Consider the following 23,379-nt stretch of genomic DNA (forward strand, 5'->3'; position numbering starts at 1 on the left):
TCTCCAAAATTAGTGCATAAGTTGCGCCCACTGCAGGCGCAACCATAACCCCACTGGCGTTGACGCGCCAGTGGTATAAGAAACAATTTCACCGTTGGCAACAATGGCAACCGTTGGGGTTGCCGTTATTTGCCAGCGCTGAGCTAGCATTCCCGTGCTGTCATTCACGGTTTCAAATTGGTAGTCATTTGCGCTGAGGTACTGCATGAGCTTCGCATCATCGCCGGAGCGAATAGCAATACTAATTACCGAGGAGTCTTCCGCTAGCCAGTCAATTGACGGTGAAACCAGTTCACAGACGGGACACCACGTGCCCCAAAAGTAAATAACAAGCGGCTGTTCATGGCTGCGCTGAAACACGTCCACTTTGCTTTCAGACAAGGTCGTAACAGTCAATGGCGCAATAGGCCCACTGGGCAAATGACGACCTCGCCAAGCGTCTACAGCGAAGCTAATTGCAAGAAACAACACTAAGTACAGAAGTATTTGCTTAATTCGCTTCATGATTGCCTCGCTGCGTGCCACCAGCTTGCTCAAGCGCGTCTAATACCGCTTGCTCGGTCAAAATAACTGGCAAAATGATACCTTCCGGAGCACTAGGCCCATACACTTGATTAAATGGCACGCCAAATCGCCCATTCGCCTTCAAAAAATCGGTAATGCGTTGGTTGGGGCGCGTCCAGTCGCCACGAATGGCAACCACGTTCTCCTGCTGCAGCGCACCGGCTACGGGTTGCTGGGTCAACACGTTGTATTTATTCGCTTGGCAGGTTACGCACCAGTCGGCCGTCACGTCGACAAACACGACTTTGTTCGCTGCTAAAGCTTGAGCTATCGCCTGCCCACTCAACGGCAGCCACTGCGTTTGCTCGGTGTCCACTTCATACGCAGAGGCATCACTTTGACTTAATTGGCTGACTAAAATACTCACCAGCCACAGCGAAGTCAGCATAAGCAACACCGCGAAAACCCGATTTACCCACTGCAACCAAGCACCTGGTTTCGGTAGCTTGGTGGCCAGCTTGGGCCATGCTGCCACCAATAACCACGGCAATGCCATACCCACGCCAAGCACAATAAAGACCAGAATTAGAGTGACGTTTGAGGCTGCTAGCGCAAAAGCGACTGCGGTACCCAGAAACGGAGCGGTACAAGGCGTTGCTAATAGCGTGGCAAACATGCCCTGTACAAAGTGCCCAAGCGTTGAGTTATCACCGCGACTGGCGACCCATTGTTGCAGCCCATGGGGTAGCTGAATACGCCATAAGCCACTCACCGATATTGCAAAAATCGCGGTAACGAATGCCATGAAGCCAACAAAATAAGGGTTTTGAAATTGAATTCCCCAGCCAATGGCATGGCTGGTTGTCTTTAGCACCATCACCATGACAGCCAGCAGCACAAACGAGAACACGATGCCAAGCGCTGAAGCAATAAAGTGTTTACGTATGGCGGTTTGCTGCGCTGGGGCGACAATAATAGAACGCAGTTTTAGCCCTAAAACAGGCAGCACACAGGGCATAATGTTAAGAATTAAGCCACCAAGCAAAGCAAACCCAAGAATTACTCCCAAACTAGGCATATTAGGTTTGGCAGTTTGTGGATTAATGTGAGCCTGCAGTGAGCCCGCGCTGACCTGACTCGACAGCTCAGCTTGCAGCGTTTGGTCGGCCACGGTCACCTGTATTTGCTTACCAACAAGCTCGGGGAGCTCTAGCCAGTGAGAAATGGCGAAACGCGCTGTGAGAGTGTTGCCATCAACGCGTTGCGCTAGTTGTTCAATAGCTAAATCAGTGAGCTCTGGATGCAAGCTATCTACAAATAATCGCGGTTGCTGCCACGCTTTTTGCTGCGTAACACTCACTTCGAGCTGTTGCTGTTCGGCTGACCAAACCATGCGCGATACTTGAACAAGCGGGTGATTAACGTGCGGCAGGCGACTCTGGGCCTGTTCAAACACAAACATGGCATCCATGTCGGCGGTTAATTCACTTGGCGTAAAACGTAGCTCTAACGGAAAATCAGAAATCACACAAATATCGGTACAGCTGGCAAGTGTCAGTGTGCCTTTTATGGTGGTTTCTTGCTCCCAGTCGGCCACGTCAATTAGCCAAGGAAAGCTTACATCGCCTTGGTAACCAACGGTTTCAATGCCTTGCACACTAAAACGCTGCGGCACTGGAAACTGCCAACGAATATTACTGACGTTAGTCGACGCGTCTTGCCAAGAGAAGTCAGGCGGAACACCACCTTCTCCGGGCGTGCGCCAATAAGTTTTCCATGGCTCGGTAAGTTTGACCTGCAGCAAGCCATGCACTGTATTTTCGGTGCTATCGGTTTTACCCGGCAACAGTAAACGAACCTGTACGGCATCGTGCTGTTCTAGCTGCACCCACGAGGTGCTCACCTGCGCTTGAGCAGGTAAAAGCATCATCGCAACGGCGAAGGCCAGTACACGTATTAAATTTTGAATGTTCATTAAAATTATCTCATGTGTTTACAACATAACGTATGGACGAAAACTGAGGTTCAGTTCGTCTATTCGTTAAACACACAAAATACGAGGTGGGGTCGGTATCGCCTAAGTGGCGGTGGCGATTGTGCAACTGGTGCGGGAGCCTGCCGCGCGAGCACCAACAATACCAGCACAATAAACAAAGATAAGGCAGCGCCGCCATCTAAAATATTCGCATGTGCTTGTTGCAACAAGTGGCCAGAAGCATCGCAGTCAGCCGCCAAGTGTGTCGCAGTGCTGGCATCGGCTTGGTGATGCTGAGCTTGCTGAGCCTTCTGAACCTTCAAAGGACAGCCAGCTAACCCTAAGTTACTCTGCTGGCTCCAGCATAAAAACAGCACGCAAGCTATCGCCAACAAGGCAATATAAGCTCGAAACTGTTGTTGTGCCTGACCTCTATACATCGTCACCCGCTAGCTCTCGCTAATATCTAATATCTAATATCTAATATCGCTTTTGTTTTCAACCAGCTCCCATACCGCCGTCAACGCGATACTGGCAACCCGTAATAAACTGACTCTCATCAGACGCCAAAAACAACATTAAGTTCGCGACATCCAATGGCTCGCCATAATGCCCCATCGGAATCATTTGTTCAAATTGAGCTTGTGCTTCAGTTGCACGCCCCGGGTTTAAGGTTTCTTCAATAGCCCGCATCATACGAGTATGAATTGGCGACGGATGTACCGAGTTAACACGTACACCATAAGGTCCAGCTTCTAAAGCTGCTGATTTCGTGAGTCCAACTATCGCATGCTTTGATGCCACATAAGGGCTTAAATTCACGAAACCATCAAGGCCTGCCACTGATGACATGTTCACAATGCTGCCCGATTTTTCTTTCAGCATGTGCGGTAGCACATACTTCAAACCTAAAAATACGCCACGTAAATTTACCGCAATAACTCGGTCAAAGTGCTCTGTTGACTGTTCTTGCAAAGGGGCAGTAGCAGATTCAATACCGGCGTTATTAATAAAGATATCTAACCCATGAAAGTGCTTAATAGTGGCATTGACATAGTTTTGAGTATCGGACTCATTCGACACGTCAGCGGCAATGGTAAACACGCGGTCGGGGTGGCCTAGTTCATGTTCAGCTTGAGCTAAATCTTTTTCGTGCAGGTCAACCAATACGACATTTGCGCCTTCACGCAAAAACAACGCGGCAGTGGCTAAGCCTATACCGGCCGCACCGCCTGTAATAATAGCGGTTTTATTATCTAAACGGCTCATTTCGCACCTCCAAAATAGCCAGTGGGGTGCGATTAACTATAGGTTATTTTATAAACAATGCCGTGATCTGGAATAACTTTCTTCGTTGCGCTGCATTTACCAAAATAACGCCACAACGCCAAGCACGATGAAGAGTGCAGAGGCCATGTAACGAGCTAGGTCGAGTGGTAGTTTTTGCATGAGCTTATTACCCAACAAAACCACGGGTACATTAGCTAACATCATGCCAATAGTGGTGCCTAAAGTGACCAACCAAACGTTACTGTATTGGGCTCCAAGCACAATTGTTGCAACCTGCGTTTTGTCACCTATTTCAGCCAGAAAAAACAGCACAGTCGTCGCCACAAATGCGCCATATTTGCGCACCACACCCATGTCATCATCGTCAGCTTTGTCGGGAATAAGCACCCACAAGCCTACGGCAATAAAGCTGCCAGCAACCACATAAGTCGCTGTGTCTTGCGGTAACACGCTAATTACCCAGCTACCAAACCAGGCGGACACAAAATGGTTTAACACCGTGGCGACAAATATACCGGCAATAATGGACCATTTGTGCCGATAGCGCGCCGCCAAAAACAGGCTAAGCAATTGTGTTTTATCGCCTATTTCAGCAATTGCGACAGTTAATGTTGAGGTTAAGAATGCGTCCAAAATACAGCTCCAAAATGGTAGGCGCGCATTTTATCGACTCTGGACTAAGCCTGCAAACAATCTGACCAAAACATATGAATGTAGCCTTTACCGTGCCTTTACAAATAAGTATGGAATAACATGCGCCGGCAGCTCGTTATCCAGGTGTCATTACGACAAAACGGAGGAATGTATTATGAATACTGTACTTAAACCGAGTGTTGTTGCTTTATTATTTGCTTTTTCTTCTGCCGGCGCCTTTGCCGACACCGTGTCAGCTTCAGTATCTGCTGAAGCACAAGTTTCTGCGTCAATGCAGAGCCAACAGTCTGCACAGGCCAATTCGCAAAATGGCGAAGCTCAAGCGCAAAGTAATCAAAGCCTTGAGGCCGATGCCAATGCAAATGCACAAGCGAATGCTCATGCAGACACTGAGCAAACGGAGCAGCAAGCCGAAGAAGGTATGAATGAAGGTGCTGAGCAAGTATCGACTACGGTCGACTCGGCAACCGAATTAACCTTAGACACGGCGGCCACTGCGCAAAACTCTGCAAATTCAGCAATTGATAGTGCAACTGGCACAGTTGAAGGCGCAGTAGAAGGAACAGTAAGCACTGCGGTAGATTCTGCAGTGAATGCTACGTCAGAAGCGGCCGTACTCGACAGTGTGAATGACAACGTAGCAACAACCGTTGAGTCAGCTGTCGAATCAAGTGTTGAGTCAACTGTTCGCAATAGTATCACCGGTGGCATCGGTATCTAATTGTCACTAGATATACTCAGACAGCCGGCCCTAGGGTCGGCTGTCTGCTCACCCGTCTACTTGGAGAAAGGATGATGATTTCACGAAACTTTTCTGCAAAACCATATTCTGCATTTTTGGCGCTGGCATTATTGCCTAGCCTAGCGGCACAGGCTACGGAGTCGGCCGAAACATTTTCATGGCAAGGTGACCTAGAAGCGGGTTATTTGTACGACAGCAATGTGAATATTCGCGAACTAGACACCACCACCAATAACGCAGACCGTGCGTGGTTGGTTAAAGCGTCGTTGGCGGCGAAGTGGAACCCCATACAACCGTTAACGGTGAAAGCTGGTGTTAACCATTCCGATCAGCGGTATGACACCTATGACGATTTTGACCTCGCCATTACCACCATTCATGCTGACCTAAGTTACGATTTTAACTTACTCACGGTTGGCTTAAGCAATCACCGCGCTGATGCAAAACTGGCCGGTGATAGCTTTATGGACTACACCCAAAACACGCTATACGCATCGCGTTTATGGACAAATCAGTGGTTTACCCGCATTGAATGGCGAGATATTGATAAAACTTTTGCCACCAACAGCGAGCGCAATGCGCAAGCGACGGCCTATAGCGCTGATGTGTATTGGTTTACGCCAAGTGCAAACAGCTTTATCAATATTGGTTACGGTGTGCATGACGAAACCGCCACAAACAACCTGTATAGCTATGACGGCGACGAGTTGCGGGTAAAATGGCAAACCAAGGAAATTATTGGCGAGCAGCAGCATACTTGGCAAATAGCTTGGCAACGCAGCACCCGAGACTATCAGCAGTTGCAGCCAGATTTAACGGCGCCGCGCTACGAGCAACGACAGTCGGTTAGGGCCCAGTGGCAATTGCCGCTGATGGATGCGTTGGTGCTTACACCCCACGTTGAGTATGTGGATAACCAGTCAAATGTCGACGCTGTTGACTATCACGAAACCGTGGCAGGGGTGAACTTAACCTTTAGTTTTTAGTCGCGACAAGGCCGTAGCCAAACTGCGGATCACGGCCTTTTTCACCTAAGTCTTGTGCCATGCGTTGCAGTTGTTGTCGCAGCTGCTGGGCCGATAGCTGCGGCGACTGCGCCCATAAACATGCCGCAGCAGCGGTTACCACCGGTGCTGCCATTGACGTTCCCGTTTCATGCCCCACAGCACCGTTATGGCGCGTGGTCATAACCCGCACCCCCAACGCAGACAGCTCAATATGGGCACCTTGATTTGCCCATCGATACAACTGGCGCTGCTGATTCACGGCCGTAACCGCTAACACTTGCTCATATCCTGCTGGGTAAAGCACACGGGCCATCGGCCCGTCATTACCGGCGGCAGCTACCAGCACAATATCGCGCTCAGATAATTTCTCCACCGCCGTTTGTAACAGCGAATTCGCTGGGCCCGTTAGCGACAAATTAATGACTTTCACCTGCTGCTCGGCTAACCAATTCAAAGCCTGCAACAACGGCATCAATGCCGCCCCCTGGTGCAAGTCGCCTTGTCGGTAAAATATTGCCCCGTTGTAAAGCTGAGCGTTTGGCGCCAAGCTTTCGAAGTTCTGCTGCTGAGCCACCAATAAACCTGCAACAGCCGTACCATGCGCAACCGGTTGTGTGAGTGCATCGGTCACAAACTCACGTTGCACTAGCTGGCTTTTTGCAAAGCCAGGGTGACTTGTCTCAATGAGGGTGTCGACCATGCCAATTCTAACTGGCGTTTGGCACCAAGTTTTTTGCTGTAAGGCGCTACCTGGCGTAGCGGCCGAATTCGCAGCAGCGGCTTGCGCAGCATAAATATAGTGTGGTGTAAGTGTTTGCTGTACCGCGCTTTGTAAGCGGCTACGACGTGGCTCAAACATGTCTGCGGCAGCGATTGCCTGCTGCATATGGCGTTGCAAAGTTTCGGCAGAAAAGTCCTGCTCAGCACGAAAGTGAATCACCGTTAAGCCTAGCGCCGGTAAGGTTTGCGCGGTCTTTAATTGCGCCCCTAATTGTCGTAATACTGCGCGCATATCATCCAAGGCGTTTGCATCAATATGCAGCAACCATTCGTGTTCAATAGCGCGCGAGCCGTTCGCTAAGCGCACTTCATTGAACGCTAACGTACCGTCCTGATTGGTTACTGCCAACAAGCCATTGACGTCGGGCCGCGCCTGCTGCGTAACACGTTGCAAATCGACCGAATTCATATCGACAATATCGTCAACCACTGTTGCCGAAACCCGTTGCTCAACACGACGTGATATTTGCCCGTGCACCTGATCAGTCACACGCTGTTGAATAACCTCGTCAACTTGTCGGGTCACCGGTGCAATTTGCCCGTGGGCGCTTGCAATAGCCGTAAAGGCCGCTGCCACTGCCACGAGCTGTGCAATATATGCTAGTTTTAAACGAGACATTATTAACCTCTACTTAGCCTTGACAGTGGCCAGTTACGTGTCGGATACATGTCAGGTAAACGTTTATGCCCCCAGAAAATTCCATATTTTGTTATTTTTTTAAAATATCAGGGAATAAGTTCGACGCTCATTCGTTATCACAATAACACAACCGAATGGACTGCAAGCGAGTTGACCAAATTATGACGAGTAAAGAGTTAAAACAACAGCTTCATGACATTTTGCCGCCTTTGCGCCGCTTTGCTATTTCGTTGTGCGGCTCGGTAAGCGACGCCGATGACCTTGTACAAAGCACCGTTGAACGCTTGCTGACACGCACTAAGCCAGATGACTTGGAGCTTATTGCTTGGGCATTTAAAGTATGTCGCAATATTTGGATTGATGACTATCGTGCTCGTAAAGTTCGTGAAAAAGCCACTCATCACGTTGAGCTGCAGCGCACACAAAGCGCCGATAACGAAGAGCGTGTTACCCACGCCATGCAACTTGACGAGGTGAATCAAGCGTTAGCACAACTGCCTGATGACCAACGTTCAATGATTGCGTTAGTGGCGGTGCAAGGGCTGAGTTATCGCGAAGTGGCTAGCATTCTTGGCGTGCCAACAGGCACTGTTATGAGCCGTTTGGCCCGCGCGCGCAGCAAGCTTGCTGAGTATTTTGAAGGGGTATCGGTATGCTCATAAATGACCAAATTTTATCTGCATTTTTAGACGATGAACTTAGTGCCGACGAAGCTGAGCAGGTACGCGACTACATTGCAGAACATGACGAGGCGGCGGCACGGCTTGCACAACTAGCCATGACTGATCAGCGTGTACGCACTTATGTTGATGATCTAAGCGCAACCCCGATGCCAAGAAAAGTATTTGCGCTACTTGATGACGATGCCGCGCACAACGTTATTCCGCTTCACTCAAGCCGCGGTTTTAAAGGAATTGTACAGCAACATTTTGCAGCAGCAGCGAGTGTGGCCTTAATGGTCGGTTTTGGGTTCGGTTATGCCTGGCAAAGCGAGCCGACTAGCTCGCTACAAACAGAGATAGCGCAGGTGCTTGAACAGCAATCCAGCGGTATTAGCTATACCATAGCTGATGGCAAACGATTGCTACCGCAGCTAACCTTTACCAATAGTGACGGCGAATTTTGTCGCCAGTACCAGTTACAAGATGAGCAACAGAAAACTGCCGAGGTCGCCATTCAATGTCGCCGAGGCGAGCAATGGCAACTGGTTGCCATGGCTGAAGTTGCCTATACGCAGGCGACCGAATACCGCACTGCCAGCGCTTCACATGCGCTCGATTCGGTCCTTGATCAAATGATGTCGGCGGCGCCGCTTAGTGCAGAGCAAGAACGTGCTCAACTGCGCTCAGCGTGGCAGCTGACACCTAATCGCACTCAAACTGAGGAGCATTAACCATGAAAACGATGAACTTTTTAGCGGTTATTTTCGCCAGCTTAATGGCCATTGGTTGCAGTTCTCAACCGGACTACCGACAAGCCGAGGGTAATGGCTATGGCTATCAAGCAACCAAGATCACTGACAAACAATACCGCATTAGCTTTAAAGCGCGGGGCTCTGATCAAAACAAAGCTATGGACTATGCCCTGCTGCGTGCAGCAGAAGTAACTGTTGAAAATGGCTACGATTGGTTTGTAGTCACTCACAGAGAAACTTTTGTTGACCGCGAGCGCATAAGCCCGCAAAGCAGTATTGGCTACACGAATTCTTCCAATATGGTCACCCGTTGTGGTTTAGTCAGTTGTACCACCACCCATTACCCTCGCTCGACCTTGAGCGCAGGTATTCATATTGGTGGTAGCGAATCCAGCGACATTCAAACCGTGCTTGAAATACAACTGGGCGCTGGAGTTCAACCAGACTCAGAGCATAGCTTTGAGGCCCAAGCGGTAATTGATAATTTAAGCCCGAAAACCGAATAATCTCTCGCGATCTACCCCTTGAGAGGGATCTCAGGGGTACTCCATCAGCACAAGGTTAATTTCTAGCCGTAGCGCGTATACTGCATGCATCACTTACTGAATTTGATCTGCATCAGGAAATAGTTATGGCAAATATGACCTCACACATTCATTGTCAAAATTGCAGCATGGCCGCACTGTGTTTGCCTTATCAGCTTGACCAAGACGGCATGGCTCGCTTAGACACCATTATTCAGCGCCACAAGCCTATTCACAAACGCGATGTGTTAGTTAACGCCGGTGAGTCGTTAAAATGCTTGTATGCGGTTCGCAGTGGTTCGTTGAAGTCGTACACCATTGATGACAACGGCGTTGAGCAGATTATCGATTTTCACTTACCTGGTGATGTGATTGGTTTCGATGCGTTAGCCAACAGCCAACACCGTAGCTATACCCAAGCATTAGAAACCGCCATGCTGTGTGAAATTCCAATGAGTTCGCTTGACGAGTTAGCTGAACAAATGCCTGGCCTGCGCCGCCAAATGTGGCGCTTAATGAGCGGCGAAATATACAGCAGCAAACAATTGCTAGGCACCTTGAATAACCGTTCTGCGCAGCAACGCCTAGCGCATTTTTTAATCACTCTTGCTGATCGTTTTAAAGAACGCGGGCTATCCAACCGTTCTTTTCGACTAACCATGACGCGCGCAGACATTGGCAACTATCTTGGCTTGTCGGTCGAAACCATCAGCCGCATTTTGTCAGCGTTGCAAGCCGAGGGCGTTATTGACGTACAAAACAAACTGGTCAACGTACTTGAGCCAGAACGCTTACGCGAACTGGCTCAGTAACGAAATTACTGACATCCACCACAGCAGTGGCCGTTACCATGGCCGCTGCTTTTTTGTTCTGGCTGCTTAAACAACACCGCGTTTTCAATAGCAATATGCTGGTGCAGGTCATTCACAAATTCGTTAATTCCCTCATACAACATAATCCAGCTACCGCAGGCGTCACGCGGCGCATTGCATTGATTAGTTAGCTCTAGCAGCTGCGCTATCATTTGTTCGTGCTGGTCATGCTCTTCTTCCATCACCGCAATTGGGCCCTTCGGGTAAATGTCACCGGCTAACATTGGAAACAGAATTTGCTCTTCTTTCATCATGTGGCTTTCAAGCTCTTGGTACATCGCTTGTAAGTGATCAGATAAACCGGCAGGGCAATCGCCATGGTCGTTATGCACATCTTCAATTTTGCGCGCTAAGTTAATTAGATCAGGTAACTGGGCACGGTGTTTTTCATGAAAATGATCAACCATAAATTCGGTTAAGGCTTTTTTCGGCATCGCTTGGTAAACCGCTAAGGCTTCGGCATGAACTGTTTGTGTGGTCATGGGTCGTCTCCTTCAATAGACTCACATTAAGAGTGAAATTGGTTGCTATACACCCACTAGCTACTGCAATTTAGATGCCAAAACTACCCACTTTGATTTATATCGAGTTTTTCTTAGTAATGGTAAATTACACCCATGTTTTTCGGGTCATTCAGGCCCAAATAGGGTTGTTTATACCATGCATGATGTGACGTTATTAGAAACCTTAATTGCCGATTTAGTGACCGACTTGCCGGCGGTGATTCGCTTAGAAAAAGTGGTAAAAACCCTGCGCACCCACTTTCACTGTGGCGCTGTGGTTATTCTAAAGCATGACCAAGACATGTTGCGGCCAATTGCCAGTGTGGGCCTTGCCCGCGAAGCTTTGGGCCGACGTTTTTTGGTGTCACAACACCCTCGATTGGCGTGCATTTTAGGTAGCCGTGAAACGGTGCGCTTTGAACCCGACAGCCCCTTAGCAGACCCCTACGATGGGCTAATTGAAGACAGCCCTGACGGCCACTTGGCGGTACATGACTGTATGGGTATTAGCTTGCATATTGAAGGCAAAATTTGGGGCGTACTTACGCTTGATGCGCTGACACCAGGCACCTTTGATGAGCAAACTATGCAAGCCTTGCAACGCGCAAGCCTACTGGTCGAAGCTGCCATTCGCATGGGCTTGATTGAACAAAACATTCGCGCGCTACGCAATAATCGCCGCGATGGTGAGTACACACTCACCAGTAACAATGCCGATGCGCAAGACATTATTGGCCATAGCGCTGCGTTAATGACGGTACTGCAAGAACTTGAAGTTGTCGCTGGTTCAGATTTACCCGTGCTGTTGCTTGGCGAAACCGGCGTTGGTAAAGAGCTGTTTGCCCGCCACTTGCACCGCTTGTCGCCGCGAAATAGCCAGCCCCTAGTTTATGTAAACTGCGCTGCGTTGCCCGAAACCCTTGCCGAAAGCGAGTTATTCGGTCATACCCGCGGCGCCTATTCAGGTGCAACCCATGAACGGGCTGGCCGTTTTGATAGTGCTGATGGCGGCACCATTTTCTTGGACGAAGTGGGCGAATTACCCTTATCTATTCAGGCCAAACTGCTACGAGTTCTGCAAAATGGGGAAATTCAACGCTTAGGTAGCGATAAGTCGCATCAAGTGAATGTACGCATTGTTGCGGCCACCAACCGCGACTTGAAACAGCAAATTAAAAACGGTGATTTTCGTGCAGATTTATATCATCGGCTATCGGTGTACCCATTGCCGATACCGCCACTGCGCGACCGAGACGACGATATTGCTGTACTCGCCGGACACTTTCTTGAACTGAACCGAGCTAGGCTTGGGGTGCGAGCGTTACGGCTTTCGCCGGCGGCCGAACAAGCCTTACGTAGCTATGACTGGCCGGGTAACGTGCGCGAACTAGAGCACACCATTAGCCGAGCAGCCATTAAAGCACTAAGCTTGGGCGCGCGCCGCGATGACATTGTTAGCATTGACGCAAACTTACTTGATTTACCCGGTGTTGCAACTGATTCACAAGCCATGCAGCAAGTAGCGGGTAACGTGGTGAACTCTAGCCTTAGCGACAGTGGCTCATTGAACCTAAAACATGCAGTGCAAACGGTGCAACGCGAACTTATACAAAAAGCACTGCAACAGGCAGACTACAAATGGACACAAGCAGCCCGTATACTTGACCTTGATCCTAGCAACTTACACAAATTAGCTAGCCGGCTTGGCTTAAAATAGGCACAGGGGTTTCGTTACGTATGACTGTGATTCTGCGCATTTTGGTGTGGCGAACTATTGCCATTTTAGCGCTCTTGTTAGGGGTTATTGGGCTCATGCTACCCATTATGCCAACGGTTCCGTTTTTATTGGTTGCTGCCTGGGCTGGCGGTAAAGGCTGGCCGGCGCTAGAAGCCAAACTATTGTCGCACCCCAAATATGGCCCGCAAATTATTGCGTGGCGTAAATACGGCGTAGTGAAGCGCCAGCCCAAAATCATTGCTAGCGTAATGATGGGTGGTAGTTCAATCATGTTGGCGTTTAGCCCCGTTCATTTGGGGCTAAAATTCGGTGTTATTGGAATTATGGCAACCGTTGCTTTTTGGCTTTGGTTGCGCCCCGAGCAAGTTCCTAAGCAAGATAATGAGGCGACAACCGAGCCAACAGACTCCCCCAATTAGCCTGGGCGACCGTCTGGGCGTGGGGTGGTTAAAATGGGCAAGTAAACCACCACGTATATGGCGTAAGCCAAAATCCAAGCTGCGGCACCTATGGCGTACCATGGCAAGCTGAACTCAGGCAGTAACCAAACAAAAACCACGCGTGTAAGCGCCGCAGTAAACACCAACAAAAAGGCTACTGACATAATCGCTTTCGGTTGCAAGGGGCGGCCACTGTGGCCTAACGATACCCGCGCAATCATGGCTAAAATCATATTACCCATAGCGCCAGCAGTTAACGCATGAATGGCCACCGAGTTACTCACATCAAAACCTAACTCGCGTAGCGCAAATAACGCCAAGCCAAAGGGGATAAACAAATAAGCAATGTGCAACGACCATAACAATGGCACGCTTAAGGTAATCCAGATACGCCAGCGTAAGCAGCGAATGGCTAATGCCACGGCACAAATGCCATAAATTGCTGCCATCACCTCATTCGGTAGTTGGGCGCTAAACAAGGTAATATTAAGTACAAAAATCAACCATAAGCTGCCTAAAGCTATGCGATCTAGCCACACAATAGGTTCAGCTTTTTTGGTCATGGTTCCGTTGGCAGTAAACATGGGTAGCACGCGGCCACCCACAATGGCCATGAGTAACGTGACCAACCACACTGCATTTTGACTACCTAGTTGCTGCAAGTCGAAACGGTTTTCTACTAAACCGTAGTGCATTAGCGCGTTACAGAACGTGAGTAAAAACAGTACCGGTACAAAGAACAGGTTACGTTGTTGCTTCACTTGAATAAGCGGCACCGCCAATAAAATTGCAGCGAGCGGTAAAAACAATAAGTCTACAGCGGCAACCAACCAAACCGGTAAGTTCGCACCAAACAAAAATGCCAAGCGCCCCAGAACCCACACCGTGGTTAAAATACCTAAAGCTCGACCATGGGTCGCTCTTAGGCCGGTCCAGTTTTGCACGGCGGTAAGCAAAAAGCCCACCACAATGGCGGCGACAAAGCCAAAAATCATTTCGTGGCTGTGCCACACCAACACGTTGCCATACACGGGTAAAGTAATAGTGCCGGCAAGCGCTAAAATCCATAGCAACATGGCGAGGGCGCTAAAGCTGGCACCGAGCAAAAACATTGGGCGAAAAGCTTGGCGTAATAACGGCCACATTTTTTGTTCTACTTGTAAGTCAGTAATTTGTAGCATGGGTAGTCCTCTTTTGTTTTCGCGCTGTTAATCTAGTTGCTGCACCAGGCCCGCAAGGGCTAGCCAATAACCATTGCTGTCATTTGTGGCAAGCTGTTGCGGGTGTTCACCCTGGCTGTTGGCACGAAACTTTTCTAACCAGTCAAAGGTTCCCGTTAACTGTGGACTTAAGCGTACCACATCGACCAAACCTTGCATGTTAGGTAGTTGATTGACCAAGTTATAACGGGTGCCAGATTGGGTTTGAATGCCATTGAGCACAAATACTTGGGTGCCATCTTGGCTGGTAACTTCGCGCCCCTCTGGATACTTAATGCAACAAAGTTCACACTGATCTTTAGCACGGTTTTCTGAGCGCGCAGTAAAGCATCGCCCTGACCAGGCTAGCGGCATATGGCCGAGCGCAAATACTTCAACTTCAAAACAATCGCGTACATCTTTTACCATAGGCTGTGCCAATAGTTTGGCAAGCCATTCGCGCGAAAGCTCGACCGGCATAACCCAGCGGCTCATACCCATACTCATTAATTTGCGCAACGTATGTTGGTTGTAACAATTGATGGCCGCACCGGCCACAAAAGGCACCTGATGCTCCTGCAAGTAAGGAATTGCGCCCACGTCGTTTGCCTCGACAATAAAGTCTCCGTTGTCACAGTACTTGCGCAGCTCACGCAGCTCTGAAGGCGCCTCAAGTAAGGTCATGGTCGACAAACACACCTGTTTGCCGGCTTCACGTAACATATGGGCAATACGCATGTAGTCATCAAATTTCAGCTCGCGCCGCTTACTACAAACGGTTTCACCCAAATAAACGATATCCACAGACGAGTCAGCAGCCTGTTGATAAAAGTTTTCGACCACTTGTTTTGGCCAAAAATACTGAATGGCTCCAAGAGAAAATTTCATATCAGTTCCCAATTATTTCCATTTCCGGTGGTAGGCACCTAGTGTGGTTTGGCTGCCCTCAGATAAGCCAGCCAGCACATGGTCCCATTGCTGCTGTACTTCAAAGTTGTCCGGCTTGCTCATAACCGAATCAATGGCCTGGCGCCAAACCTGAGTAATTTGTGCGACATAAGCTGGGCTGCGTTGGCGACCTTCAATTTTGAGCGACGCAATGCCCTCTTTGTAAAGCTCGGGCAGCAAGCTTAAGGTGTTTAAGCTGGTCGGCTCTTCTAGCGCGTGGTAAGTGTCTTCACCAACCGTAAAGCGCCCCTTGCATAAGGTTGGGTAGCCGGCGGTTTCATTCGGTGCAAAACGGTCTATCAATATGTTGTTCAAGCGCGACTCGAGGGTGCCGTCATCAGCTTCATCCCAGCGCACAAACTTGGCCGGCGAGCATGCACCTGCGGTGTTCGGTGACTCGCCTGTCATGTATGAACTTAAGTAGCAGCGCCCCTCGGCCATAATGCACAAGCTACCGAAAGCAAATACTTCAAGGTCCATATCGGTGGTGCGCGCAATTGAGCGTACTTGATTCATAGACAGCACGCGCGGCAACACCACGCGCTTCACGCCAAACTGCTTATAAAATTCAATGGCGGCAGCGTTGGTTGCTGACGCTTGTACCGATAAATGCACTTCCACTTTCGGATAGCGCTCAGCCGCGTAGGCCAGTACAGCCATGTCGGCCAAAATAAGCACATCGGCGCCCGCTTTGACGGCCATGTCCACCGCGCGGCGCCAGTGTTCAAAAGTATCGGCATGGGCAAAGGTATTAATTGCCACGTGCAATTTTTTACCATGCTGGTGCACATAGCGCGCAGCTTCAGTTAAACCGGCTTGGTCTAAATTTAAGCCAGCGAAGTGACGCGCATTGGTTTCATCTTTCAGCCCGACATAAACGGCATCGGCACCATGTTCAATGGCGGCTTTTAAGGCGGGCATACTGCCTGCTGGGCACAGAAGTTCCATAATTATTGATCCCGTCGATAAACATGCATTCGTAATGAGCATTATAATCTTCTGAGAATTTTACGGGACATTAATGGACGGCAACTTATGGTTATCCCAAAAGTGGTAGACAACTGGTCACAGCTAATTAGCGGCCTTGGTGTTATGGTGCGAATAACACCTAAAGTTATTTTAGAACAAATACTTAGCGCTTCATTAAATCAGTTTTTGCAGGCTGAAATTAAGCAGCAGCGATTTTCATTTTTGCCCAAACAATGGGTTCGTATTGAAGTTCCCGATTTGGCCTTTCATTTCTCGGTAACGCTTAACGATCAAGGTCGTTTAAAGGCATCGTTAACGCCACAGCCAGCTGCAGTAACCATGCGTGGTAACAGTGCGTCACTACTCCTTATGATAAGTGGAAAAGTAGACCCCGACACCTTGTTTTTCAAGCGTAAGCTTATGATCAAAGGTGATACAGAACTTGGTTTAGAGGTTAAAAATTTACTCGACACTATTGAACTTGAAGGGCGTTTACCAAAGCCATTATTTCGCGTTACTCAAGCGACTGCTGACGCCATTGTTGCAAGGCCAGAACTGCGATAATGGCGAGACAAGCAGGTACCTAAAGGTCGTATCAAAAACACATGGTTATACCCCTTCAGATGTATCAATTTTCTGATCTGCATCATATAAACTGCACTCAGAAATTCACAGGTAAGGGGTTTAGCCCCACGAGGTACGACAATGACAAGCAGCGCAAACCAAATTGTTTGGAGCCAAGAGCTCATCGATAAGTACAACATTAACGGGCCGCGTTATACGTCGTACCCAACCGCTTTGGCGTTGCATAATAAGTTTCCGCTAAGCACCATGGAGCAAACTCTAGCGAACGCTCCCGATGAATTGAGCCTGTACATTCACTTACCATTTTGTATCAAGCTTTGTTATTACTGCGGTTGCAACAAGGTCATTACGCGCCACCAGCACAAAGCCGATATTTACTTAGATTACTTGGCCAAAGAAATGGCCATGTATAAAGCTTTGCTAGGCCAGCGCAAATTTGAGTCGGTGCACATGGGCGGTGGTACACCAACGTTTTTAAGCGAAACTCAGTTGTCGCGCCTCATGGACTTGCTGCACGAGCATTTTGACTTCACTGCGGACGCTGAATGGTCGATTGAAATTGATCCGCGCAGCTGCAGCGATGACAAACTGCGGCACCTACGCAAGCTTGGTTTTGATCGTGTCAGTTACGGCGTACAAGACTTTGACACCAAAGTGCAAATTGCCATTAACCGCGTGCAAGACACCGACATGATCAAGCATCAAGTGGCATTGAGCAAAGAGCTTGGTTTCCGCTCAATTAACCTCGATTTAATTTACGGTTTGCCTTATCAGCGCCCAGAAACCTTTGCCGCTTCAATTGACCAAGTGATAGAGCTTAACCCCGACCGTGTGTCACTGTTTAGCTATGCGCACTTGCCTTCACGCTTTGCGGGGCAGCGAAAAATTGACGAGTCTAGTTTGCCAACAGCGCCGATTAAACTGGAATTACTGCAGCTAGGCATTACTAAGTTTACTGCTGCTGGCTACCAGTTTATTGGCATGGACCACTTTGCCAAAACTGACGACACTTTGGCGCAAGCACAGCAGCGTGGCAAGCTGCAACGCAACTTCCAAGGCTATACCACCTCGGGCCAAGACGCCTTGCTCGGTATCGGTGCGTCATCTATTAGCCAAATAGACGGCGTGCTTTGGCAGAACGTGAAAGAGTTACCTTCTTATTACAAAGCCATTGATAGCGGCACGCTGCCCATTGTGAAGGGTTTTGAATTAAACGGCGACGACAAGTTACGGGCGGCTTTAATTTCGCAAGTGATCTGTCACTTTGATTTAGATATTCAAGCCTTCGCAAAAGAATGGAACATTGAGAGCTTCTGGACTTATTTTGCCGACGCCAAGCGCAAACTCGCCCCATTTGTTGAAGACGGCTTGGTTGAGCTTGATGACAATAGCTTAAAAGTAACTACCTTAGGGCGTTTGTGGGTGCGCAGCATATGTGCCTGCTTTGACGCCTACTTAGATGACTCAGCAACAGCGCCGCGCTACTCCAAAGTGGTGTAACGCAGCGCCATTGTTCACTGAAACTCTGCTGCAGCAGGCCTAGCTCGCCTGCTTCAGTGCGTTTGCTTGAGCACGAGCACCGGCAATACTGGTGTCTTGCTGTTTACGGTGGTAATGGCGGGCTTGATGTTCTTTACGGCGCCCCTGGCTAAACGAGCTTACGCGCTTCAAGTAACCAATCACACGAGTGCCATAATCAACGTCGGCCGAGCCACATGATGAACACGCGCACAAAGTACGCTTGTCGATATGCTCACAGTCATTACAAATGGTAATTTTCACATTAATGCAGAAGTAATTACAGCCGGTGGTGGCAGCAATGTTGAGCATGGATAAATAGCCATCTTCGTTTAGTTTCTCATCAAGGTTTAAATGCAACGCCGAGCCACCATCTAAAAACTCAATCAACTCGTTACCGTGCATTACGAACTTATCCAACGAGTTGGTTTGCTCGTCTTCAACCACGTAAAAGTACGAGTTGTAGCAATCACGTGGCACAAAATAGCCGTCTTCGCGGTCCCACTTGGCGTTTTTAACACCTAAGTTTTCAGCAGGTACAAACTCCGTATTAAACATGTAGCCGTATTCTTGTTTTGCACGTTTGTTTGCGTCGTAAATCACTTTCAAATGGCGCTGCACAAATTCAATATAGTCGCGGTTATTGCTCGCGGTTAGTCCTTGTGACTCGGCCGCTTCAACCATGCCGTTAATACCAATGGTTAAAAACTGCTTGTCGAGCGAAATAAAACCAGCGTCGTACACCGTGAGCAATCCCGCTTCTTTGTATTCTTCCATAATACGGCGGTAAGCCACCTGGTACTTATGAATTTTCTCAATTTCGGTGTTCAAGTCGCGGCCATCTTGCACCAAACGGTTCATATTAATTGTAATGACGTTAATAGAGCCGGTCGCCACGCCACCTGCACCTAACGTATACGAAAACGTATTGTCAGCAATTTCACTACGCAGGCGGCAGCATGAGGCTAACGAGTCAGCATTCGGTGACAAGTAGACAAAGAATGAGTTGCCGTCAGCGAGCTCGTGCGCAATATGGCGCGCAAACTGCTGATCTTTACATTGGCCATCTTCGGTGAGCATGGCCACGGTAACAACAGGGAACGTTAAGATAGTTTTCTTGCGCTCTTCGTTAAACCAATGCAAGAAAAAGTCTTGGAGTTTGCTGACCGAGTCCCAACTGCTTTTTGAAAAATCTGGGAATACAAAGTCACCAAACATGCTGTCAAAATAGTGTTGATCATACACCGAAATATTCCAGAACACGCTCTGGTAGCCACGTGCTGCAGCAGGTTGGTTTAATGCATACACCACATGTTGCAAATGGTTTTCAATTTCGTGGCGGTGGGTTTCTAGGTAGTTGTCACCATAATCTCGACGCGCAAAATGGTCGAAATATGCTAAGAATTCAACCGTTGCTACCGCGCCAGCAAATTGCGAACTCACCGCAAAAACAAAGTTCACAAAGGTACCGCAGAAGCTTTCAAGGTGCTTCGGTGCTTTTGACTCGCCACCAAGTTTGGTTAAACCGTCTCGCAAAAACGGATACATGGTCACCGACACGCAGTATGGCTTCAAGCTTGTTTCGTCATGAACGTAAATTTCGTGGTCTTCAATTTGACGAATATATTCTTGGCCTAGGTCGGCACCAAACAACTCGCTAATTTTGGTACTCACTTGTTTGCGGTTTACCTGCACAAAAAAGTCTTTCATGAGTTCTGCTTCAAGTGTCGCAATATTTTTCTGCGTCACATTGGCGTTGGCATCCATTTTTGAACCATCGGCCGCATTTTGGGCCGCTACATACTGGTTAATAAATTCCATTTTCGCGTTAACTTGGTCTGGGTGTAAGCGCAACATAACTGTTCTCCTTGATTATTATTTGTGGTTCCGGCTTAGCGCACGGCGTTAGCCTGTTGCATTAAGAAACAAACCGGCAATTCAATAGCTGCTGGTTGCGTAAGTCATAAAACTTCTGGTTGGTGGTGGGGCTGTCTAAACCACCAAGATCTGCAATCCAAGGCCCCGTTTTGAGGTACGTCAATTGTTCTTTAATTGCCAAAGACACATCGTCGTAACCCGTGTATAAACAGGTATTAAGCCCAGCTTCTCGGGCTTGCTTTAGGTGGGCGATGAGCGCTTCTGGTTGCCATTCGCCGCCTAAAAACAATACGCAGGTAATCAGGTTGCGATACTGTGCCAAACGCGCTGTGAAGTAGTCGTTCGTCAGCGTCTCACCACTTCCAACTGGCCAACTATCAACGCTGTGGCAACCCTTGCATCCCACTGGACAGCCGGTGATGGTATAGGCAAGGGACACTTCACCTGGAACCTCTTGAAACACCACTTGTTCAGCACTGTATCGCAACATGAAATACCTATATATTGTGTATTTGTATTTATTTATCACCATATATTGTGTTTCAGCATAGTCTTCACACACGAATATGCATTGATCGAGATCAATAAAAACTACCTACAATGGGTATACCCCCAATGCACCCCTTTATTACCCCTTCAGCGCAATTTTCTATAGACGTACTACATGCGATTCTTGTACTCGGGTAGTTTCTACCGACGTGGTGTATTTCACCGCTGAAGAACTGGGTTGAATTAACCCACACAAATGAATTTTCCGTGGGTTTTCAGTCAGGTAAAAACTGGCACGGAGCTTGCTAAAGAGACGGGGTGAGCGTTTCGCTTGCGCACAAAATAACGCAAGTAAGCGCAATCTTGATTAAAGGGAGAATCAACTCATGCAACAACATCAACAGCCGGAGGTGCCAAATGGCCGGTTATAAAAAGTTATGGTGGATACTAATTGCCATTTTGGCGATCACCTTTGGTGTCCTAGGTTATTTCGGTAAAGAAGTTTACCGTGTCGCGCCGCCGATTCCTGATCAAGTAGTGACCGAGTCGGGTCAGCTACTGATGACGGAAGAGACGATTTTAGATGGTCAAACCGCTTGGCAATCTGTCGGTGGTATGCAATTAGGTTCTATTTGGGGTCACGGTGCGTATCAGGCGCCAGACTGGACTGCTGATTGGTTACACCGTGAATTGTTAGCGTGGTTAGAAATCTCTGCGCAAAACCAGTATGGCCAAAGCTATGAAAGCTTATCGCCTGCTGAGCAGAATGGCCTGCAATTTGCGCTAAAAGAAGAGTATCGCACCGCATCACAATACGATGCGGCAACCGATACTTTGACCGTTAGCGCAGTACGTGCAGAAGCCATGGCGCAAACCGCTGAGTACTACAGCCGTTTGTTTAGTGACGATATTTCACTACGCAGTACTCGTGAAAACTACGCCATGAAAGAAAACACATTACCAAGCGCAGAACGCCGCGAAGTAATGACTCAGTTCTTCTTCTGGACTGCTTGGGCCGCTGCTACTGAGCGCCCTAATAGCGACGTAACCTATACGAACAACTGGCCACATGAACCATTAATTGATAACAAACCAAGTGCAGAAAACCTGATTTGGTCATTGGTGTCTATTATTCTGTTAATTGCAGGTGTTGGTGGCTTGATCTGGGCTTGGGCATTCTTGCGTGATCACGACGAAGAAGAACCTGCTGCGCCAGCAAAAGACCCTATCAGCTTGGTTAACTTAACCCCTTCACAAAAAGCATTGGGCAAATACCTGTTCTTGGTTATGGCTCTGTTTATTGTGCAAATTTTCTTGGGTGGTTTCACGGCTCACTATACCGTTGAAGGTCAAACGTTTTATGGCATCAACGTGTCTGAGTGGTTCCCGTACTCACTAGTACGCACCTGGCACATACAGGCCGCATTATTCTGGATTGCCACCGGCTTCTTAGCTGCGGGCTTATTCTTGGCGCCAATTATTAATGGCGGTAAAGATCCGAAATTCCAGAAACTTGGTGTTGATATCTTGTTCTGGGCCTTGGTAGTTGTTGTTGCCGGTTCGTTCATTGGTAACTACTTAGCTATTGCGCAAATCATGCCTGAAAACCTAAGCTTCTGGTTAGGTCACCAAGGTTATGAGTACGTCGACTTAGGTCGCTTGTGGCAAATTGGTAAGTTCTTAGGCATCGTGTTCTGGTTAGGCTTAATGTTGCGCGGCGTTGTTGGCGCGTTCAAACAGCCTGGCGACAAGAACTTGTTAGCCTTGTTAACCGCTTCAGTGGTTGCTATTGGCCTATTCTATGGCGCGGGCTTCTTCTACGGTGAACGCACTCATATTTCTATTATGGAATACTGGCGCTGGTGGATTGTTCACCTGTGGGTAGAAGGCTTCTTTGAAGTATTCGCAACTGCAGCATTGGCATTCATCTTCCACAGCATGGGCTTAGTGTCTCGCCGTATGGCTACTGCTGCTTCATTAGCATCAGCGTCACTATTCATGTTAGGTGGCGTACCAGGTACTTTCCACCACTTGTACTTCTCAGGGACTACTACACCAATTATGGCTGTAGGCGCGACTTTCTCTGCGCTTGAAGTTGTACCTTTGGTTGTACTTGGCTACGAAGCTTGGGAAAACTGGAGCCTGCAACGCAAAGCAGAGTGGATGCAACGCATTAAGTGGCCACTATTGTGCTTCGTTGCGGTAGCGTTCTGGAACTTCTTGGGTGCCGGCGTATTGGGCTTCATGATCAACCCACCCATTGCGCTGTACTACATTCAAGGCTTGAACACTACACCGACTCACGCTCACGCAGCACTATTTGGGGTGTACGGTTTCCTAGCTATCGGTTTCGTGTTGTTAATCTTGCGCTACATTCGTCCGAACTTCGCGTTCAATGACAAGATTATGAAAACCGGTTTCTGGTGGTTAAACATCGGCTTATGCCTCATGTTGTTCACTAGCTTGTTACCTGTTGGCTTTATCCAGTTCTTTGCTTCAGCCTCTGAAGGCTTGTGGTATGCACGTAGCGAAGAGTTCATGCAACAGCCGTTGCTACAGAGTTTACGCTGGATTCGTACCGTAGGCGACGTGGTATTCATTATCGGTGGTTTAGCGGTTGCTTATCAGGTTGTTATTGGCTTGTGGGGCAAACAGCAAAACGCTGAACTAGATGCCAAACCTGTCACAGTTAAATAACTGTACGTGACAT

General features: G+C 48.5%; 23 protein-coding genes. 11 read left to right on the forward strand and 12 right to left on the reverse strand.

From position 1 onward, the window contains the following. Window positions 1-9: 9 nt before the first annotated feature. The 5 genes from ASC40_RS07015 to ASC40_RS07035 all read right to left on the reverse strand — a co-directional run bounded on the left by ASC40_RS07015 (window position 10) and on the right by ASC40_RS07035 (window position 4,402). On the reverse strand, window positions 10-504 hold the full coding sequence (locus ASC40_RS07015; RefSeq protein ID WP_055439078.1) for a protein disulfide oxidoreductase: 495 nt from the start codon (window positions 502-504) through the stop codon (window positions 10-12). Next, entirely contained in the window at window positions 491-2,479 is a 1,989-nt protein-coding gene (locus tag ASC40_RS07020; protein ID WP_055439079.1) for a protein-disulfide reductase DsbD family protein, read from the reverse strand. The genes ASC40_RS07015 and ASC40_RS07020 overlap by 14 nt, the downstream gene beginning before the upstream one ends. 59 nt (window positions 2,480-2,538) lie before the next feature. Further along, window positions 2,539-2,919, reverse strand: a complete 381-nt coding sequence (locus ASC40_RS07025; protein WP_055439080.1) for a hypothetical protein — start codon at window positions 2,917-2,919, stop codon at window positions 2,539-2,541. Window positions 2,920-2,977: 58 nt separating this feature from the next. Next, window positions 2,978-3,748, reverse strand: a complete 771-nt coding sequence (locus ASC40_RS07030; RefSeq protein ID WP_055439081.1) for an SDR family NAD(P)-dependent oxidoreductase — start codon at window positions 3,746-3,748, stop codon at window positions 2,978-2,980. A gap of 96 nt (window positions 3,749-3,844) precedes the next feature. Further along, entirely contained in the window at window positions 3,845-4,402 is a 558-nt protein-coding gene (locus tag ASC40_RS07035) for a TMEM165/GDT1 family protein (protein ID WP_055439082.1), read from the reverse strand. Window positions 4,403-4,577: 175 nt separating this feature from the next. Here ASC40_RS07035 and ASC40_RS07040 point away from each other — a divergent pair, with 175 nt between their 5' ends. Both ASC40_RS07040 and ASC40_RS07045 read left to right on the forward strand, forming a co-directional pair. Next, on the forward strand, window positions 4,578-5,144 hold the full coding sequence (locus ASC40_RS07040) for a hypothetical protein (protein WP_055439083.1): 567 nt from the start codon (window positions 4,578-4,580) through the stop codon (window positions 5,142-5,144). Between the two features lie 71 nt (window positions 5,145-5,215). Next, window positions 5,216-6,151, forward strand: a complete 936-nt coding sequence (locus ASC40_RS07045) for a surface lipoprotein assembly modifier (protein ID WP_055439084.1) — start codon at window positions 5,216-5,218, stop codon at window positions 6,149-6,151. On the opposite strand, the gene ASC40_RS07050 is transcribed toward ASC40_RS07045, so the two are convergent. Next, a complete protein-coding gene (locus tag ASC40_RS07050; RefSeq protein ID WP_055439085.1) occupies window positions 6,141-7,571 on the reverse strand; it encodes a S8 family serine peptidase in 1,431 nt (476 codons plus the stop codon). The two genes, ASC40_RS07045 and ASC40_RS07050, sit on opposite strands and share 11 nt — an antisense overlap. 182 nt (window positions 7,572-7,753) lie before the next feature. Here ASC40_RS07050 and ASC40_RS07055 point away from each other — a divergent pair, with 182 nt between their 5' ends. The 4 genes from ASC40_RS07055 (at window position 7,754) to fnr (ending at window position 10,342) form a co-directional block, all read left to right on the forward strand. Then, complete coding sequence (locus ASC40_RS07055; protein WP_055439086.1) at window positions 7,754-8,254, forward strand: RNA polymerase sigma factor; 501 nt, start codon at window positions 7,754-7,756, stop codon at window positions 8,252-8,254. After that, on the forward strand, window positions 8,245-8,985 hold the full coding sequence (locus ASC40_RS07060) for an anti-sigma factor family protein (RefSeq protein ID WP_055439087.1): 741 nt from the start codon (window positions 8,245-8,247) through the stop codon (window positions 8,983-8,985). The genes ASC40_RS07055 and ASC40_RS07060 overlap by 10 nt, the downstream gene beginning before the upstream one ends. Before the next feature lie 2 nt (window positions 8,986-8,987). Continuing rightward, complete coding sequence (locus ASC40_RS07065; protein ID WP_055439088.1) at window positions 8,988-9,512, forward strand: CC0125/CC1285 family lipoprotein; 525 nt, start codon at window positions 8,988-8,990, stop codon at window positions 9,510-9,512. 125 nt (window positions 9,513-9,637) lie between these two features. Then, entirely contained in the window at window positions 9,638-10,342 is a 705-nt protein-coding gene (fnr, locus tag ASC40_RS07070; protein WP_245622234.1) for a fumarate/nitrate reduction transcriptional regulator Fnr, read from the forward strand. A gap of 5 nt (window positions 10,343-10,347) precedes the next feature. On the opposite strand, the gene ASC40_RS07075 is transcribed toward fnr, so the two are convergent. Next, on the reverse strand, window positions 10,348-10,884 hold the full coding sequence (locus ASC40_RS07075) for a hemerythrin domain-containing protein (RefSeq protein WP_055439089.1): 537 nt from the start codon (window positions 10,882-10,884) through the stop codon (window positions 10,348-10,350). 178 nt (window positions 10,885-11,062) lie between these two features. Here ASC40_RS07075 and norR point away from each other — a divergent pair, with 178 nt between their 5' ends. Together norR and ASC40_RS07085 are read left to right on the forward strand one after the other, a co-directional pair. Then, window positions 11,063-12,622 carry a nitric oxide reductase transcriptional regulator NorR gene (gene norR / locus ASC40_RS07080; protein ID WP_055439090.1) on the forward strand — a complete coding sequence of 520 codons (1,560 nt, stop codon included), beginning with the start codon at window positions 11,063-11,065 and terminating at the stop codon, window positions 12,620-12,622. A 20-nt stretch (window positions 12,623-12,642) separates the two neighbouring features. After that, window positions 12,643-13,062: a YbaN family protein gene (locus tag ASC40_RS07085; protein ID WP_055439091.1), complete on the forward strand. Its 420-nt coding sequence runs from the start codon at window positions 12,643-12,645 to the stop codon at window positions 13,060-13,062. Here ASC40_RS07085 and ASC40_RS07090 read toward each other — a convergent pair. From ASC40_RS07090 to ubiU, 3 genes are read right to left on the reverse strand one after another with little or no spacing between them, the layout of a single operon-like run. Then, on the reverse strand, window positions 13,059-14,264 hold the full coding sequence (locus ASC40_RS07090; protein WP_055439092.1) for an NnrS family protein: 1,206 nt from the start codon (window positions 14,262-14,264) through the stop codon (window positions 13,059-13,061). The genes ASC40_RS07085 and ASC40_RS07090 overlap by 4 nt on opposite strands. 27 nt (window positions 14,265-14,291) lie before the next feature. After that, a complete protein-coding gene (locus ASC40_RS07095; protein ID WP_055439093.1) occupies window positions 14,292-15,170 on the reverse strand; it encodes a U32 family peptidase in 879 nt (292 codons plus the stop codon). Between the two features lie 12 nt (window positions 15,171-15,182). Beyond that, the gene (gene ubiU / locus ASC40_RS07100) at window positions 15,183-16,178 is read right to left on the reverse strand and encodes a ubiquinone anaerobic biosynthesis protein UbiU (RefSeq protein ID WP_055439094.1); all 996 of its coding nucleotides are present in this window, start codon (window positions 16,176-16,178) and stop codon (window positions 15,183-15,185) included. A gap of 87 nt (window positions 16,179-16,265) precedes the next feature. Here ubiU and ubiT point away from each other — a divergent pair, with 87 nt between their 5' ends. Both ubiT and hemN read left to right on the forward strand, forming a co-directional pair. After that, window positions 16,266-16,763: a ubiquinone anaerobic biosynthesis accessory factor UbiT gene (gene ubiT, locus ASC40_RS07105; protein WP_055439095.1), complete on the forward strand. Its 498-nt coding sequence runs from the start codon at window positions 16,266-16,268 to the stop codon at window positions 16,761-16,763. Between the two features lie 141 nt (window positions 16,764-16,904). Next, a complete protein-coding gene (gene hemN, locus ASC40_RS07110; RefSeq protein WP_055439096.1) occupies window positions 16,905-18,284 on the forward strand; it encodes an oxygen-independent coproporphyrinogen III oxidase in 1,380 nt (459 codons plus the stop codon). A 39-nt stretch (window positions 18,285-18,323) separates the two neighbouring features. Here the strand turns inward: hemN and nrdD are convergent, their stop codons facing one another. Together nrdD and nrdG are read right to left on the reverse strand one after the other, a co-directional pair. Beyond that, window positions 18,324-20,159 (reverse strand): anaerobic ribonucleoside-triphosphate reductase, encoded by a 1,836-nt coding sequence (gene nrdD / locus ASC40_RS07115; protein ID WP_055439097.1) that lies wholly within the window; start codon window positions 20,157-20,159, stop codon window positions 18,324-18,326. Window positions 20,160-20,220: 61 nt separating this feature from the next. Beyond that, on the reverse strand, window positions 20,221-20,670 hold the full coding sequence (gene nrdG / locus ASC40_RS07120; protein ID WP_055439098.1) for an anaerobic ribonucleoside-triphosphate reductase activating protein: 450 nt from the start codon (window positions 20,668-20,670) through the stop codon (window positions 20,221-20,223). A 416-nt stretch (window positions 20,671-21,086) separates the two neighbouring features. Here nrdG and ASC40_RS07125 point away from each other — a divergent pair, with 416 nt between their 5' ends. After that, the gene (locus ASC40_RS07125) at window positions 21,087-23,366 is read left to right on the forward strand and encodes a nitric-oxide reductase large subunit (RefSeq protein WP_055439099.1); all 2,280 of its coding nucleotides are present in this window, start codon (window positions 21,087-21,089) and stop codon (window positions 23,364-23,366) included. The last annotated feature ends 13 nt before the right edge of the window (window positions 23,367-23,379 follow it).

This window comes from Pseudidiomarina woesei (assembly GCF_001418345.1).
GTDB classification, from domain to species: Bacteria; Pseudomonadota; Gammaproteobacteria; order Enterobacterales; family Alteromonadaceae; genus Pseudidiomarina; species Pseudidiomarina woesei.